15 protein-coding genes and 2 pseudogenes are annotated in these 17,190 nt (G+C 40.1%); 3 read left to right on the top strand and 14 right to left on the bottom strand.

Going from position 1 to position 17,190, the window contains the following annotated elements:
* Positions 1–6 precede the first annotated feature (6 nt).
* From ROSEINA2194_RS07415 to ROSEINA2194_RS07385, 7 genes and pseudogenes are all read right to left on the bottom strand, one after another.
* Positions 7–1,400, bottom strand: a pseudogene (locus tag ROSEINA2194_RS07415) (rhamnulokinase).
* Entirely contained in the window at positions 1,375–1,848 is a 474-nt protein-coding gene (locus ROSEINA2194_RS07410; protein WP_007885133.1) for a hypothetical protein, read from the bottom strand. Before ROSEINA2194_RS07410 ends, ROSEINA2194_RS07415 begins: the two are co-directional and overlap by 26 nt.
* 88 nt (positions 1,849–1,936) lie before the next feature.
* Positions 1,937–2,377, bottom strand: a complete 441-nt coding sequence (locus ROSEINA2194_RS07405) for an RbsD/FucU family protein (protein WP_044927451.1) — start codon at positions 2,375–2,377, stop codon at positions 1,937–1,939.
* Between the two features lie 223 nt (positions 2,378–2,600).
* Positions 2,601–3,758 (bottom strand): substrate-binding domain-containing protein, encoded by a 1,158-nt coding sequence (locus ROSEINA2194_RS07400; RefSeq protein ID WP_007885128.1) that lies wholly within the window; start codon positions 3,756–3,758, stop codon positions 2,601–2,603.
* A gap of 51 nt (positions 3,759–3,809) precedes the next feature.
* Positions 3,810–4,793 (bottom strand): ABC transporter permease, encoded by a 984-nt coding sequence (locus ROSEINA2194_RS07395; protein WP_007885126.1) that lies wholly within the window; start codon positions 4,791–4,793, stop codon positions 3,810–3,812.
* Positions 4,794–4,806: 13 nt separating this feature from the next.
* Positions 4,807–6,301 (bottom strand): annotated as a pseudogene (locus tag ROSEINA2194_RS07390) (sugar ABC transporter ATP-binding protein).
* 31 nt (positions 6,302–6,332) lie between these two features.
* Positions 6,333–7,307, bottom strand: a complete 975-nt coding sequence (locus ROSEINA2194_RS07385) for an ABC transporter permease (protein WP_007885123.1) — start codon at positions 7,305–7,307, stop codon at positions 6,333–6,335.
* A gap of 265 nt (positions 7,308–7,572) precedes the next feature.
* On the opposite strand from ROSEINA2194_RS07385, the gene ROSEINA2194_RS07380 reads away from it, so the two are divergent.
* Complete coding sequence (locus ROSEINA2194_RS07380; protein WP_007885120.1) at positions 7,573–8,085, top strand: hypothetical protein; 513 nt, start codon at positions 7,573–7,575, stop codon at positions 8,083–8,085.
* A 118-nt stretch (positions 8,086–8,203) separates the two neighbouring features.
* Here ROSEINA2194_RS07380 and ROSEINA2194_RS07375 read toward each other — a convergent pair whose 3' ends face one another.
* The gene (locus tag ROSEINA2194_RS07375; protein WP_007885118.1) at positions 8,204–10,003 is read right to left on the bottom strand and encodes an L-fucose isomerase; all 1,800 of its coding nucleotides are present in this window, start codon (positions 10,001–10,003) and stop codon (positions 8,204–8,206) included.
* Positions 10,004–10,142: 139 nt separating this feature from the next.
* Here ROSEINA2194_RS07375 and ROSEINA2194_RS07370 point away from each other — a divergent pair, with 139 nt between their 5' ends.
* Positions 10,143–10,994: an AraC family transcriptional regulator gene (locus ROSEINA2194_RS07370; RefSeq protein ID WP_044927450.1), complete on the top strand. Its 852-nt coding sequence runs from the start codon at positions 10,143–10,145 to the stop codon at positions 10,992–10,994.
* On the opposite strand, the gene ROSEINA2194_RS07365 is transcribed toward ROSEINA2194_RS07370, so the two are convergent.
* Together ROSEINA2194_RS07365 and ROSEINA2194_RS07360 are read right to left on the bottom strand one after the other, a co-directional pair.
* Positions 10,991–12,187 carry an MDR/zinc-dependent alcohol dehydrogenase-like family protein gene (locus tag ROSEINA2194_RS07365; RefSeq protein WP_007885115.1) on the bottom strand — a complete coding sequence of 399 codons (1,197 nt, stop codon included), beginning with the start codon at positions 12,185–12,187 and terminating at the stop codon, positions 10,991–10,993. The genes ROSEINA2194_RS07370 and ROSEINA2194_RS07365 overlap by 4 nt on opposite strands.
* A gap of 15 nt (positions 12,188–12,202) precedes the next feature.
* The gene (locus tag ROSEINA2194_RS07360) at positions 12,203–13,081 is read right to left on the bottom strand and encodes an amidohydrolase family protein (RefSeq protein ID WP_044927449.1); all 879 of its coding nucleotides are present in this window, start codon (positions 13,079–13,081) and stop codon (positions 12,203–12,205) included.
* Positions 13,082–13,300: 219 nt separating this feature from the next.
* Between ROSEINA2194_RS07360 and ROSEINA2194_RS07355 the strand changes: the two genes are divergently transcribed.
* On the top strand, positions 13,301–14,161 hold the full coding sequence (locus ROSEINA2194_RS07355) for a helix-turn-helix domain-containing protein (RefSeq protein WP_007885110.1): 861 nt from the start codon (positions 13,301–13,303) through the stop codon (positions 14,159–14,161).
* A 67-nt stretch (positions 14,162–14,228) separates the two neighbouring features.
* Here the strand turns inward: ROSEINA2194_RS07355 and ROSEINA2194_RS07350 are convergent, their stop codons facing one another.
* From ROSEINA2194_RS07350 to ROSEINA2194_RS07335, 4 genes are all read right to left on the bottom strand, one after another.
* On the bottom strand, positions 14,229–14,582 hold the full coding sequence (locus ROSEINA2194_RS07350; RefSeq protein ID WP_044927467.1) for an arsenate reductase family protein: 354 nt from the start codon (positions 14,580–14,582) through the stop codon (positions 14,229–14,231).
* Between the two features lie 34 nt (positions 14,583–14,616).
* Positions 14,617–15,027 carry a peptide deformylase gene (locus ROSEINA2194_RS07345; protein WP_007885107.1) on the bottom strand — a complete coding sequence of 137 codons (411 nt, stop codon included), beginning with the start codon at positions 15,025–15,027 and terminating at the stop codon, positions 14,617–14,619.
* A 22-nt stretch (positions 15,028–15,049) separates the two neighbouring features.
* Positions 15,050–15,796, bottom strand: a complete 747-nt coding sequence (locus ROSEINA2194_RS07340) for a nucleoside phosphorylase (RefSeq protein ID WP_044927448.1) — start codon at positions 15,794–15,796, stop codon at positions 15,050–15,052.
* A gap of 367 nt (positions 15,797–16,163) precedes the next feature.
* Entirely contained in the window at positions 16,164–17,186 is a 1,023-nt protein-coding gene (locus ROSEINA2194_RS07335) for a virulence RhuM family protein (protein ID WP_044927445.1), read from the bottom strand.
* Positions 17,187–17,190 lie beyond the last annotated feature (4 nt).

Genomic DNA, 17,190 nt, shown 5'->3' with positions numbered 1-17,190 from the left:
TTTCTTTTAGTAGATTTTAATCTCAAAAGAATCAGCAACACAGTTTCTTGCTTCTTTTAAGTCTGCAAAGGTTCCATCTTCCAACATCTGAGACAAAATATTTCCAATAGCAGTTGCCTCACCAGGACCTGCATGAACTCCCACTCCTGTATATTTTGCAGTCAGTTCATTCAGATATGCCGCATTGGAACCACCACCGATAATATTGATCTTGTCATATTTCACGCCTGTGATCTTCTGGATTTCCTCCAGCTTCTCAGCATAGCATTTTGCCAGAGAATTATAAATCACGCTTGCGAGTGCCGGTAATGTCTCAGGAACCTCCTGATTCGTTTTTCTGCAATAATCTTTTACTGCCTCCACCATATCATCAGGAGAAAGGAAGCTTGAATCCTGACAGTCAACAACTGCCTGGATTGTCTCATGGGAAGCCTGTTCGCACAAATCGCCATAAGACATATCCGGAGCCAGCTGGTTACGTACAGACTGGATCATCCAAAGTCCCATAATGTTAGCAAGATAGGTGATTTTTCCGCCATATCCGCCTTCGTTTGTGAAGTTTGCCTCTTCACTCTTTGGTGAGCAGTTCGCTTCCGCCATTTCCACGCCCATTAATGACCATGTTCCCGAACTGATATAACAGGTATCTTCCGCATTGGTAGGAATTGCCATAACTGCAGATGCCGTATCGTGGGTAGGTGGCAGTACTACCTTACAATCATATCCTACTAATTCCCTCACTTCATCCGTCAGGTTTCCGATCGTTGTACCCGGCATCAATACCTTCTGGAAAATTCCTCTTGGGAATCCCAACATATCGATCAGTTCATAATCCCAGTCTTTTGTTACAGGGTTTATCAACTGGGAAGTTGTCGCTTCTGAATATTCCTGTACTTTCTTTCCACTCAATTTAAAATGGAAATAATCCGGGATCATCAGCATTGCGTCTGCTTTTTCCAGATATTCCGGATGTGTCTTTTTCACTGCCATCAGCTGATAAATCGTGTTATAGATTGCTTTCTGGATACCGGTTCTTGCATATAGATCATCTTCTGAAATAATCTTATACACTTCCTCATCCATTCCCTCTGTTCTGTGATCGCGATAACCAACTGTCTGTCCAACAATATTATCTTCTTTGTCTAAAAGTACAAAATCAACACCCCATGTGTCAATACCTACACTTACCGGAATTTTGCCGATTTCTTTACATTTTTCATTCCGGCAATAATCTCATTGAATAATCTGTCAACGTCCCAGCAAAGCGTTCCATCTACATGATCCATTCCATTCCAGAAACGATATACTTCTTCTAATACGATCTTGCCATTTTCAACACTGCCTAAAATATGTCTTCCGCTGGAAGCCCCAATATCAATCGCCAAAAAATATCTGCTCATATTTCCCCCATTTTTTAAAAAATCCCGAATATTTTTCTCTAAATGCCTTGTATAATGTCTCGTAATCCGTATAACCTATTTTGCTATTTTTGAAACTGCTGCCCCATGTCTCGCACAAGGTGTCCGCAAGCAGTTTTGCATATTCATGGTTTCTCTTCAGAATAGCTGGGAACACATAATAGATCATGAAAAAATTAAGATCCGCCTGTACGGTACCCTTTATCTTTCCTTTCACTTCATATCGGCTCTTTACAGCTTCCACAAACACCTCTGCAATCTCTTTTGCTGCTTTTTCCGGGTCACCTTTATCCAAATAAGCTTCCATCTCCAAAAAATAGGCTTCATTTGCCGCCATAAAGTTTTCCATGTTTTCTTCATACTTCTGTTTTTTCAGCCTTCTCATCTTCTTTTCCATATCATCAAACATGGATTCAACCTGATATAACATAAAACCTGTCCCTCGCCTTCTGTTGCATTTCCTTTAATTTATATCCAGGAAGAGTGCAAAAGCCCTCTCCCTTTTTATCATCCGGATCTTAATCCACCACAACACCCTTCTGTAACATAATATTTGCATAAAGAGCTGTTTCACCGGTTGCAATGATCGCATACACTTTCTTTGCTTCATCATAGAACGCAAAACGTTCAATATTTCCAACTGCGTCTGCGCCTCTGTCATCGTATTTTGCAATGATCTCTTTATATGTATCCCAGATTGGTGTTTCAACGTTATCACCCGGCATTACTTCCATAAGATTTACAGGTTTCTCAACATAGGTATCCAATGGGAATACCTGTAAAATGGCATCTAAAATTTCCGGAACGCCATGTCCGTCGCAACGGATAACGATTGCATCTTTACCCATAGATTCTGCCGGGAAATTTCCGTCAGAAATAACCAGTCTGTCACTATGTCCCATTTCTGCTAAAACTTTTAATAATTCAGGTGAAAGAATTTTTGGAATTCCTTTTAACATTTGTATACCTCCCATAGTATATATTATTTTCTATTATAATACAATTTGCACAACAAAAAAAGTGTTCGTTGTACTTATTTTATGAAATTTTAATACAATTTGTTGTTGCCGTGTGAACAGTAACTACAAATTCTGTATTTCTGAACCCATACTGTCAAAAAGGGACCGGATAAATCCGATCCCTAATTTTTACTTATTCACTTTAATCCATCAGAGATACAGATTAGTCGTAAAGGTTTGGAGCGATATCTTCGTCTTCCATATTGTCTGCATTGTACCAGTAACCATCCATAGGGATATCTTCTACTGTTTTACCATTGCAGACATCTACTAATGTGTAGATAGTTTTGTAACCCATCATTAATGGAGACTGTGTTACAGAACCGATTAATTTGCCATTGTTGATAGCAGCTTTCTGTGGTGTACCAGCATCGAATCCAGCACCGATGATTCCTTCTGCAGGATCTGTTGCTAATTTGTTTAATGTTTCGTTAGCTGTGATAACACCTTCAGCTGTTGTCTGGTTAGAACCAAAGATAGCGATTGTATCAGCTTTTGACATGATCTTGTTTGCTTCTGTAGCTGCTAAGTCTACAGTTGTCTGAGCTGGAACACCTACTTCGATGATAACTTCTGCTGTTTTCTCATCACCCTTGTCAGAGCAGTTGTTTACATAGAACTCATTACCAACTACTGCAACTTTTTTGCCATCTGCTGTACAAAGTTTGATCATTTCATCAATGAAACCAAGTCCACGTTCCTGAATGTTAAGAGCTGTAGCATCCTGGTTAACTTCACCAATTCTAACTGGTTTGTCTGCTGTAGCTGCTGCAACAACATCTTTGATCACCGGATACATATTTGTAGCTGCGCACGCACCTGCTGCTTTGTTATCTGTTGCAACAGTTGCTACTACAGATCCTTCTGGAGCATCAGATACACCTGTATCAAAACAAACTACCGGAATACCAGCATTTAAAGCTGCTGTAAGGGAGTCAAGTACGGAGTTTGTATCACATGCTGCCAAACCAATTCCGTCTGGAGCTTTCTGGATAGCATCGTTTAACATCTGTACCTGATCAGCGATATCAGATTCGTTTGCTGGTCCGTTAGCATTCGCTGTAACGCCTAATTCTCCACAAGCTGTTTCGATACCTTTAACAGCTGCCTGCCAGTATGTAGACTGGAAACTCTTTACGATCACTTCGAAGTGATAATCGCCACCTGCTGTCTCAGCCGGTGCTGCTGCTTCCTCAGTAGAAGCTGCCGGTGCTTTTGTGTCCGGTGTAGTAGCTGGAGTTTCCTCTTTAGTTTCTCCACATCCTACCATTGAGAGTGTCATTGCTGTACCAAGTACAATTGCCAAAATTCTCTTTTTCATTTTTTAATTCCTCCTTTAGGGTTTAAATGATCTATATGAAGTCCGCCGACATCATATCATAAATAATTTATTTTTCTTTTTTACAACATCGATCAATACAGCGCCGATCAAAACAAGACCTGTAAAAATCTGCTGCCAATTTGCCTGTAATCCAATGAATGGTAAACCAACTTTCATAAGTGTAATGACTAAAACACCAAGGAATGCTCCTGTGATCGTACCAACACCACCGCTGGCAGATACGCCTCCGACAATCGCTCCACCGATAGCATCCAGCTCGAATCCTGCTCCTGAACCCGGATAAATTGTTACGTATGTTGCTGAATATGCAATTGCTGCAAGTCCGGCAAAGAAACCAGAGATCACATATGCAAACACATGATAAAATTTAACATTTACACCAGCTAATTTTGTTGCTTCTTTATTACTTCCGATAGCAATTGTATAACGTCCGATCTTCGTATGTTTTAATATAAAATTCATAAGAAGAACAAGCACTACAACAACTACAATACCAATTGGAATTACCTTTCCATTTACCGTAAACCTGAAAATCTTTCTGAACCATCCTTCCGGCTCTAAGGAAGACGGCCAGGAAACACCAAATCCGCCACTGAGTAAAGAACCAAGACCTCTTGTTATCATGCAGGTACAAAGAGTTGCAAGGAAAGGTGGCAGATCCATAATGGCTACCAGCAAACCATTTAAAGCACCAATCAGAATACTGAGTACCAGACATGCGATCAATGCTACCACTACAGGCACATCTTTGTGTACGATCAGATATCCACCAAACAGGGAATAACAGATCAGACCTGTACCAATCGAAAGATCTACACCGCCGGTGATCAATGTGAATGTTACTCCGATCGCCATAAGCGCAATGTAGTAAGACATATCTAATACGCTTACAAATGTTGAATAAGTTCTAAACGTAGGACTAAGAATACTGAAGAGTGCAACCATCACAATGATGATGCCGACTACCATGGCTTCACGTCCATTTATTTTACCAAAGTTTGTTTTCTTTGACATCTTCCTTCTCCTCCTAATCGATCTCGCGAGTTGCAAGATTCATAATCTTTTCCTGAGTTGCTTCCGCAATACCAATCTCACCTGTTTTCTTGCCTTCGCACATAACCACGATACGATCACTCATACGCAGGATTTCTGTCATCTCAGACGAGATCATAATAATGGATTTACCTTCTGCCGCCAATTTGTTCATTAATTTATAAATCTCATTCTTGGCACCTACGTCAATTCCTCTTGTAGGCTCATCGAAAATAAGGATATCACTATCACGGGTCAGCCATTTTGCAATAACTACTTTCTGCTGGTTACCACCAGATAAGTTCACAACTAATTGATCCACACTAGGAGTTTTTGTTGCCAATGCATCTACATATTCCTGTGCCACTGCCGCTTCTTTCTTCCTGTTAATGAAAATACCTCTCATAAACTGATGTACAGTAGCCATTGTCGTGTTTTCAGCGACAGTCTTCTGAACAGCTACTCCGTACCGCTTTCTATCTTCTGAAAGATATCCGATACCACACTTAACAGCATCTTGTGGACAGTTGATCGTCACTTTCTCACCGTTAACATATATATCTCCGCTCTCTTTCGGATCTGCTCCGAATAAAGCTCTGGCTGTCTCTGTACGTCCCGCTCCCATCAGACCGGAGAAACCAAGGATCTCACCCTTGTGAAGTTCAAAGCTTACATCCTGTACCATCTTGCCTGCATTCAGATGTTCTACTTTTAACACAACCGGTGCATCCTCCGGCACAGCACTTTCTGTCTTAGGATCTTCGTAAATAACACGACCAACCATCATGTTGATGATGTCTTCTTTTGTACATTCATTTGTGATCAGTGTACCAACATATGTACCATCACGCATGACTGTAACACGGTCTGTGATCACTTTGATCTCATCCATACGATGTGATATATATACCATCGCAATGTCTTTTTTCTTCAGATCCCTGATGATTTTGAACATTTCTTCAATCTCTGCCTCTGTAAGTGCTGCGGAAGGCTCATCAAAGATAATTACCTTTGCATCAAAGGAAACCGCTTTTGCAATCTCACACATCTGCTGTTTTCCGACTGTCAAATTGGACATTTTTCTTTTGGATCAATGTCCACGTTCAACCTATCGAACAATTTCTTTGCTTCTTCATTCATCTTCTTATCATCGATTGTAATTCCTTTTTGAATTCACGACCGATAAATAAGTTCTGTGCCACTGTTAAATGACCAAGCATGTTCAGCTCCTGATGCACGATCACAATACCTGCATCCTGCGCTTCTCTTGTATTTTTGAATTCAACTTCTTTTCCTTCATATGTAATAGTACCGGAATCTTTTTTATAGATACCTGTCAATACTTTCATCAATGTGGATTTACCAGCACCATTTTCACCCATCAGAGCGAGAACTTCTCCTTTTCTCACTTCCAGATCGACATGATCCAATGCATGGACACCAGGGAAAGATTTATCAATACCTTTCATTGTTAAAATAATATCACCCATTATTCTTACCTATCCTTTCTTCGTACTATCACTAATTCTTTCTACGTCTTGCAGATACGTCTGCATAAACAGCTGCAATAACAATAATTCCTGTAATAATGAACTGATAGTCTTTTGAGAATCCAAGAGCAAGAATACCCTGCTGTAACAGAGAGATGATAAGTACACCAATTACAGTACCGCCAATAGATGCCAAACCACCCGCCATGGATGTACCACCCATTACACATCCGGCAATCGCTTCATTGTTATACTGATCACCATAACCAGGCTGTACAGTTGTGTAAGCGCCAACATAGAAGATAGCTGCTATACCAACCAGAATTCCACAGATAACATATGCCAGCATTTCCCATTTCTTTACATCTACGCCAGAAAGTCTGACTGCTTCTTTATTACTTCCAAGGCAGAGGATATAACGACCAGCCTTTGTCTTGTTTAATACAACTCCACAAATAATTGCTGCAGTGAGGAAAATAATAAGTCCTGTCGGAACATTTCCTGCTTTTACAAAATTTCTATACCAGCCATTAGCATCTGAAGACTGTGGCCAGCTCACAGACTGTGTTTTTGTAAATACAGCTGCAATACCTTTTGCAATGTTCATGCTTGCCATTGAAACAATAAATGGTGGTATTTTCCAGTATGCTACAAGATATCCGTTAAAAATACCAAACAGAAGACCGATCACCACGCTTAAGATCAAAGCAGCAGCCATTGGTATTCCATGTGTCAGAAAACTGTAACCAGACACCAATGCACAACAGAACATTACTGGTCCGATAGAGAAATCAATACCGCCTGTTGCAATAACGAATGTTACTCCCAGGGAAAGGAATCCCAGAAAATAAACATAGTTCATTGTGTCCATGATACGGGACATTCCAAAGAACTTTCCTCCGGTCAGTAATCCAAATGATAAGTACATTACCAGCATTACAAGAACCAGAATAATTCTGTTAAAGCCCACTTTTTTTACAAATGCGTTTTGTTTAATTTTTTCCACTTACTTTTACCTCCATAGTTGACTGCATAACAAAAATCGCATGCCACAACTCGCTTTTATTGTTAATAGTATATAATTAATTTGGCTTTCAGTCAAGGAATTGCCGACATTTTTCACAAATATAGGCTAAGTAATGAATATATTTTCATTTTTTTGCACAATACGTTATATTTTATTTTTTTAGCAAATATTCTTGTTTTCATGTCACGCATATTGTACAATAACCGGGTACGAAATAATCTATAAAATTATTACGGAGGTTATTATGAAACGATTACGAAAATCTGTCATTCTGCTTTTCCTCATTGCAATGTGTCTTTTCATCTGCAGCTGTGGACGATCCAAAAAAGCCGAATGTCCTTTCACAGAAATCACATGGGAAAATACTCTTGACGAGGTATTAGCCCTGGAGGGAGAGCCTTTGGACTCTTATCCTTCCACTTATTCCGGAACCACTTATACTTTTAGTAAAGATTTCCATGACATGTCAGGAACTATTAAATATATGTTTGATGACAATGACAGGCTAATGAGTATGGCGTGGTTATATATTCCAGAGTCAAAAGATGATCTGGAAAATGTTTATCAAACCCTTTGTGACGAAACTACCCAGGCGTATGGCGAGAGCGGTTTCGATTCCGATATGGGAACCGCCAAAGGTAATGTATGGTATCTGGAAAGTGGAAATATCATTGTCGGTGTTATGTCAACAGGAGTCAACGAAGCTGTCCAGTACCAGTTTCTCCATCCGGATGTGTCAAACGAAAAGCCACAGTAAATCAATCTGCACTATTATAATCCATGCAAGTCCTTCATTAGGCAAAATAAAAAAGTACGGGAATCGGTTTTCTAGATTCCCGACTTTTTTGTCTGATTTTTATTTCTTCGTCTAATGACTATTTGTACATTGGTCCATATACTGCACATGCTCTGTAATCAGCGCCTTCTTTATCCATTCCAAATGCATCCCATGCTTTTGGTCTGAAGATATCCTTGTCTGCTACGTTGTGCATAGCTACTGGAATTCTTAAGATGGAGCAGAGTGTGATCAGATCCGCACCAATATGTCCATAAGAAATCGCACCATGGTTAGCACCCCAGTTATTCATTACTTCATAAGCTGTCTTGAATGCAGAACCTTCTTTGCCATCACATCTTGGAGCAAACCATGTAGATGGCCATGTGTAGTCTGTTCTCTTCCACAGAGTATCAGAAACATCTGCAGGGAGTCCTACTGTCCATCCTTCTGCGATCTGCATAACAGGTCCTAATCCTTTTACAAGGTTCAGACGAACCATTGTTGCAGGCATTGTAGCTGTTGTCTCGAATCTTGAAGAGAATCCGCCGCCACGGAAGTATCCGTTGTCAGCTGCACACCATGTTGTAGCTGCCATGATCGCATCCTGATCTTCTTTTGTCACTTCATACCAAGGCTTCATTGTCTGATTGCCTTCGGCATCTCTAGCTTCAGCATTTGCATCTAAACAGCATGCTCCGGAGTTGATCAGATGGATCACACCATCAGCCTCTTTTGCTACGCCTTCGATGTCATATCCTGTTACTCTCTTGATAGCATCTCCGCTCCAGTATGTACGGACATCTGCAAACATCTGTGCTCTGTTTGTCAATAATTTCATGAACAGCATACCTAATCCGTTAAGTACATCGTTCTCTGTTGCAAGGATGTATGGCTCTCTTGCTCCATTCCAGTCGAAGGAAGTATTTAATACTGCCTCAGCGAAATCTCCGTTCGGATAGAAATCTGTCCACTGTCTCTGTCCCTGGAAGCCGGCAGCAAGTGCGTTGTGTCCAACTGCTTCTTCTTCACAGCCTTCCGGAAGATTCTTGTTACCATTCATAAGGTCTTTGATGATAACTGCCATCTTAACAGCAAACTCGAACTGTTCTTCTTTTTCTTCATCGCTCTTTCTTACGAAATCAGGGTTCTTGTCATAACCCATCTTGCATTTTTCTTTTGCCCATGTAAGAGCTTTCTGGAATTCAGCTTCATCATAAATTCCTTCTGTCATACGACGGATAATCTCTACTTCGTCTACAGACTCTACTCTCATTCCAAGGTAAGACTCCATGAAATCAGAATCAATGATAGATCCGCCGATACCCATACAGATGGAACCGATCTGTAAGTAAGATTTGCCTCTCATAGTTGCTGCTGCAACTGCTGCACGTCCAAATCTTAATAATTTTTCTTTAATGTCATCTCCGATTGTAGAATCGTCAGCTTCTACTACATCATGTCCGTAGATACCGAATGCCGGAAGACCTTTCTGTGCATGTGTTGCCAGAACACTTGCAAGGTAAACAGCACCTGGTCTCTCTGTTGCATTAAGACCCCAGACACCTTTGATCGTTGTAGGATCCATATCCATTGTTTCAGAACCATAGCACCAGCATGGTGTTACTGTAAGAGTAATAGCCACTCCTTCTCTTCTGAACTTTTCTTCACATGCTGCAGCTTCTGCAACACGTCCGATCGTTGTGTCAGCGATCACAACTTTTACAGGTTCACCATTGGAATACTTAATGTTCTCCTCGAATAATTTTGCTGCTGCTTTTGCCATACCCATTGTCTGGTCTTCAAGACTCTGGCGAACCTTGATCGGTCCTCTACGTCCGTCGATCGTAGGTCTGATACCAATTACCGGATATGCACCGATTAATCTGCTCTCTGCCATAATGTAATTCCCCCTTAACTTTTTTGCCCACAGGCATTTGTTTAATTTGAATTATAGTGTTTGCACACCAAAAACAAAAGTGTTATACTATAAAAAAGCAGTACAATATTCACTTCTTTTACTATGGGGACAGAATTTTATGAAATATATTGATTATCAGGAAAGAGCGCAGCAGGGAACCTTTAATTTCCCTATTGCTTTTTATCACCAGACACCGCACAGCCCACGCTATGACATGCAGTATCACTGGCATACACAATATGAAATTATTCGTATCATCTCGGGTACATTCCAGCTGAAACTGGAAAAATCGACAATGCTTTGTCAGGCTGGCGATGTTATTTTTATCACCAGCGGAATGCTTCATGGAGGCACTCCGCATGACTGTATTTACGAATGCATCGTGTTTGATCTGCAGATTTTATTGAAGAATAATCACGCATGTTCCCGGATCATCAGGGACATTATCGATCAGAAGATCACGGTCAATACCCGCCTCTCAGAGACTTCTGAGACAGTTCCTGCCATAGTCCATGACCTTTGCCATGCTTTATCCAGCAAAAAGACAGGTTATGAATTTATGGTACAAGGCTACCTGTATCACCTTCTGGGGACGATTATCCATGAACATTTGTACGAGCAGGCACACCAGAATATCATTTCTGCAGAGCGGATCTCTTCTGTTAAGAATGTGCTTACTTTTATATCCGATAATTACAGCAATAATATCAGTCTGGACGACCTGTCCCGCATTGCCGGCATGAATCCCAAATACTTCTGCCGCTATTTCCGCAGCCTGACAGGGCGTACTCCGATCGACTATCTGAATTATTACCGGATCGAATGTGCCAGTGAGATGCTTTCCACAAAGGATATCACTATCCGGGAAGTTGCTATCTCCTGCGGATTTAATGATGAAAGTTACTTTATAAAAACATTTAACAAATACAAGGGGATCACTCCCAAACAGTTTATGAAATCACCTTTTTAGATGATATACTGTTCATTCCAGATAACTGCCGTTTTCATCGGTGCCCCTTTTGCATATATTTTATTTTCATATGCATTCACCGGATCTTCGGTAAATTCGTCTTTATCGATCAGCTCTACGATTTCATCATAGCAGCTGTCCAAGAGAATGCGGATCGCCTCTTCCATATGATCCTGCCGGAAATTAATGGAACCAAAAATCACCTGATTTTTAAATCCAAACGGCATCGTATCAAATGTAATTTCCGGTCCTAACGAAAACGAATTATAAATCCCATTACAGCCCAGCACGCCATAGCGGAATGCGATCTCATGTTCGATCGCAGCTCCGCTGGAACCGATAAATACCGTTGCAGTGCCACCTAATTTTTCCCGGATCGCATCTGCAAGTTCTTCGTTTGTGTCAAAAGCACTTCTCACATAAGATGCACCCGCCTGTTTTAATGCAAAGGAAACCTTCGGACTGCTCTCTTCACTTCTTGCCACAAATACGATCTTCGCATCCGGATAACGCTGATGAATCAGATCTCCAATGAACATTCCGGTTGTTCCAAGACCAAAAATACATACTCTGTCAAATGTCTCTTTTCTGGCAATCTCCCTCGCTTCTGCTTCGCTGCATTTATATTGTGCCATTTTCACCCTGAAATTCTGTGCTTCCCCGATATCCTCCATCCGTTCTCTCTGAAAGATCATGCAGGCATATGGATCGCTAAACACAAGCTTTTTACATATTGAAAGCGGTATTTTTCCATCCTTCACATATCCGTCCGGTATTTTCAGAAGCATATCCGGATTATAATAGTTTTTATCAGAAAATAACCCATCTGCCTGATCGCATCCGTACTCAAAATAAGTTTCTTCTTCGGTATATCTCGTAGGATCATAGCTGTTTCCACCACGAATCAGCACTATGGCAAAGCGGTTTTCATTCGGAACCCATACAACCCCTTCATGACCATTGATCAGTCTGTTGCAGCCTTCCGGAAACTTCTGTTTTAAATTCCCTTCCCGCCCCATATTCATAAGAGTGTAATCTGTACCGCAGAATCCTACAAAAACACTTTCTGCGATAATTCCTTCCTTCTCTTCCTCGCCTCTTAATCTCCTTCTCGGAATGTTGTGGATCTCCACATCTCCGTACACTAATGGTTTTTCTTCACTGTTCTGAAAATACGTACCTTTTACGATCATGCTGCTCCTCCTTGCTTATTCCACCATATTTCTTATTTTTTCCGGGACTTCTAACTCTTCAAATCCATAAAATGCTCTTGCATTTTCTCCCAGAAATTTTATCTTTTCTTCTTCTGATAATTCCGTTGTTTTTTCTATAAAATCCTTACTCATATCATAAGTAATGGCTGTCATTGTGCGCGGATAATCGCTTCCCCACATTAATTTGTCAATCCCGCAAATATCGATTGCTGTACGGATTGCTCTCACCGCTGACGGATATGGATAAAATTCTTTGTGGAATAACCAGGTGATCCCGCCACTTTCGATATAAACATGTTCATGCTTTGCCAGTGCGATCTGTTTTTCCCATCCGTCTGTTGTAACCATTCCAAAATGCCCGATAGCAATACGAAGATCCGGATATGTTTCGATCAACTGCTCCATTGCGTCTGTCTGCGCATCCCCATCTGCCATATCAATGGAAATAAACTTCTTCAACCGTTCTGCTTTTTCAAAAATTTCTTTATGATGCAGCAGATTCTGATCTTTCAATCTGCCTGCACAAATTTTAATTCCATCAAATTGTCCGATCCACTCATCTTTGATCTCTTTTTCTTCATAAAGGCAGCAAACCTTTATCCTTTTTGGATACTTCTTCCTGCATTCTAATAAGTAATGATCCTGGTTGCCATCAATATACTCCTGTGTAACCACGCATCCGCTGACTCTGGCATAATTCATATTGGAAATCAGCATTTCCACTGTGTTTCTTCCATCCAGCATATATGGCGGCATCATCTGACGGATTTCTCCGCCGAAGTCACTTTTTCCATCCTTTAATGCAACCACTTTGTTTTCACCTACACGCCCAAGCTGTTTGTCCCATAAATGCAGGTGTGCATCAATCACCATACCGTGCCCTCCTTTTTTCAATTTTTCCGCTTTGTTCTTGATTTTATTATAAGATTTGTTGTACGATAATGATACATGAATAGCAGACATTTCCAGTTATATCATGTCCACTTAGCGTACTTTTAAACGTAGTGCGGGCACTAAGGCATACTTTGAACTGCACGCAGGCATGCATTGATAATACCTTGACTCGTTATATTTTAGGGGGGGATAGCTTCTATGATAAAAAATGATAATTTAAATGTTATGTTTCAGATAGGGAATTACCGGATAAATATTTTAAAATTTACATATGAATGTCAGACATGGAATACACCATCCCATGCCCACAGTTCGAACAGCTATGAGATTCACTTTGTTCCAGAGGGAAAGGGAACATTAATCAGCAATCAATGCCGTTATGACTTGTATCCTGATATTCTCTACACCACCGGTCCCCATATTGAGCATCAACAATATTCAGATCCCGATGATCCAACCTATGAGTATTGTATTTATTTAAGAATCGAAGAATTACACAATGTCAAAGAAAATGCTTCTGAAAAAGATATATTGACACCATTTTTACATTATCCATTCTGGTATGGAAAAGATTGTGCCGGCCTGCGGTCAACATTAGAGCAAATCCACGAAGAACTATCTGCACCCGGAAGTGCTGCCACAGTCATGCTCCGGGCTCTTTTTATGCAGTTTTTAGTAAAAATACTGAGAAACTATGCACCTGACTCAAATGCCGCCATAACCTATATTCCGATTCCATTGGTCAAGGCTTATATTCTGATTGAAGACAGCTTCCTGCTCGAATATAATACCATTACACTAAAAGAACTTTCCCGTCGGTTAGGACTCAGCTCCCGGCAGACCAGCCGGATTCTGTATAACCGTTATGGAAAAAATTTTCTTCAAAAAAGAACGGAAGCCCGGATGGCTGCGGCAGTCACTTTCCTAAAAGAAAATAAACTTTCTATTTCCGAGATTTCCGCCCGGTTAGGATATTCTTATCCGAATCATTTTCATACAGCTTTTAAAAACTATTATCATATGACCATTTCTGAATATAAAGAACGGATTTTAATGTGAATAAAAAGTTGTGTATTTTAATGACATACTTCACTATTCATCATATCTTCGCTGTCAGCAGGTAGTCTTATGAAAGCATTTTTTCGGTCCACTCTGCTTCCTTAAAACCGGTCAGCACGTTATCACCATCCACAACCAGTGGCCGCTTCACAAGCATACCGTCGGTTGCAAGGAGTTTTAACTGCTCCTCCTCGCTCATTTCCGGCAATTTATCCTTCAACTGCATGCTTTTGTATAAAAGTCCACTCGTATTAAAAAATCTTTTTAATGGCAGTCCACTTTTTTTATACCATTCTTTTAATTCCGCATAAGTTGGATTTTCTTCTGCGATATTACGCTCTGTGTATGCGATGCCCTGACTTTCTAACCATTTCTTTGCTTTCTGGCATGTGGTACACTTTGGATAGCAGATCAATAACATATGATTTTCCTTCTCAGATTGATTTCTTTCAAAATTATATAACGATCCCATTGCAGTGATCTATCTCATGCTGGATAATCTGGGCAGTCCAGCCCGTGTATTTCCCATGCTGCTTCTTAAAATTTGTGTCCAGATAATCTACTTCAATTTCTTTGTATCTTGTGCATGGTCTTACTCCATCCATCGAAAGGCAGCCTTCCTCTGTCTGAAAAGTCCCCATTTTCTTTGTGATCACGGGATTGATCATTGCAAACTGAAATGGTCCTGCTGCCACTACAATAATATTTTTGCTCACTCCGATCATGTTCGCCGCCATCCCGACGCAGTGATCTAAATTTGCTCTTAAAGTATCCAGCAGATCCGAGATCACCTGCTTGTCTGCTTCGGTCGCATCCACTGATTTCTGTGCAAGAAACATTGGATCACGTGTGATCTTCTTTATCATTCGTTTATGCTCCTTCCCTATTTCAAATTCTTTTCACAATCTCGATTGCAACATATAGTTTATCCATATTATGATTGGCATCCGCAAGCCCGGAAACATCATAAACTTCCTGATCTAATACATCCCCGGTAACAAGAAAATTATATAACTCCCATCCGTAAAAGTCGCAGACTGCCTGAACTCCGGCAAGTTCCATCTCCACAGCAATGCAGCCCTCTTTTTTTCTCGCATCAAATTTGGCTTTTGTTTCCCGATATATTGCATCCGTTGTCCAGACTTTTCCTAAAACATTTGGAAGTTTTAATTCATCAAATATCGCTTTGACTGTTTTTGCATTTTTCACCTCTATGTAATCTGCCGGAGGTGCATAGTGATAACTTAATCCCTCTTCCCGATAACTGTGTGTCGGTATCACAAATTTACCTGTTGTCAGCCCACTGTCTAATGATCCTGCCGAGCCAAACATAATAAACTTCACAGCACCAGTAAGCCAGTTTACATCTATTACATCTCCACCTGCCAGCGCAGAACCGATATGACTTAAATATCCGGCTATTTTCATTCCCTCTATGTCAAAAACATACACTGGTGTAATCCCATTGCAACATCTTATCACACCAACTTCCTGATGCTCATATGTATCAAGCATGTATTCAAATATCTGTTCTGAAAATATGATCATACACTTATCGCATAAATGTTTTTGTTCTCCATAAAAATCTTTTGTTCCAAATAAAACCTCTGAATTGTCAAATGCATCTGTTATCATTTTCATCCTCCTATCCTGCCATAAACTCATCAGGAAAAGTAAATGCCGGAAGTCCGCATAAATACAGGCTTTCGGCATTTCTGTCCGCTATTCAAACTCGCAGAGTCTGGTTAGATTTTGGTTATTTTAATGTAGTTATCTATACCATTTAGTATTGATAACTCAAGCCTTTTCCACACATTATTTTTCGTTTCACATATTTTTAGTACCAATTCAGTACCATTGCTATATTGCCATTATTGTGTGTAGTTCCGGTGGTTTGCAGGTTCGTTGACTATTCACAGAATAATCATCTGATAGTTTGCAAGTCCACCTATGGAGATTATAATCTCCGGACGATGTTTCTGCAACTAGAAATTTTGAGGTACTAATGGATAGCATCATTCTTTTCCATATCATTCATCAATTTATCAAAGTCACTTTCATATAGTGAATCCTGTATAACTCTGTATTTCTCAAACTCACTTTCTGCAAATTCCTTTGCAATAGCTGCTGTTACTTTTCCTTTATCCTGAAGTACATCCGCATCATTAAATCTAAGAAATGCGTCAAGCTTTGTTTTCCAATCTTCCATAGTCATAGGAATATGTCTTCGTGCCTGTCTTGTTGCATAATCAAGATACATTGTCACAATCTCATTTAATTCTGCAAGTTCTTCTTTTTCCAAGTAGTTTTTTGCAATTGACACATCTGTTTTTACTATTTTACCATCAGGCGCGTTTTTCCATGATTTAAGTCCCATATGTTCCTTATTATGATCAGCTCTTGCAACAATCACTTCTGCCGCTGTATTACCATGAACTGCATAATGCATCTTGTTCTGAACTGTTTCATAAAACTCTCTTGTTACCTGTGAATTCTTATCATAATCAACTGCTGTTGCATATATATCTGTGATTTTCTGGTAAAATCTTCGTTCACTTGCTCTGATTTCCTGAATCTCAGCAATAAGATGCTCAAAATAATCTTCATCGAAAATCTGTCCATTAATCAACCTGCTTTTATCTAGAACATAACCCTGCTTTGTAAATGTATCCAACACTTTGGTTGCCCATGTCCTGAACTGTGTTGCCCGTTCTGAATTAATGCGATACCCCACAGCAATAATGGCTGCTAATGAATAAAATTTGTAGTTGTATGTTTTTCCATTATCAGCAACTTGTGCAAAATTTGCACAAGTTGAATTTTCATCTAATTCGCCCTCTTTAAAAATATTGCTCAGATGCTTTGTAACCACACTTCTATCTACATCAAAAAGCTGCGAAATTGCTTTCTGCGTAAGCCATACATCGCCATTCTGAACCCTGACTTCTATTCCGTCTTCTCCTGCATCTCTAGTAAAAACCAGAAAATCCACAGTGCTATTTCTTATCTGTAATTCTTTGCTCATAAAA

Origin of the sequence: Roseburia inulinivorans DSM 16841 (assembly GCF_000174195.1) — a bacterium.
Taxonomy (GTDB): Bacteria; Bacillota; Clostridia; order Lachnospirales; family Lachnospiraceae; genus Roseburia; species Roseburia inulinivorans.
The sequence above is the reverse complement of the archived record's forward strand: the minus strand, read 5'-3'. Positions and strand labels throughout refer to the sequence as shown.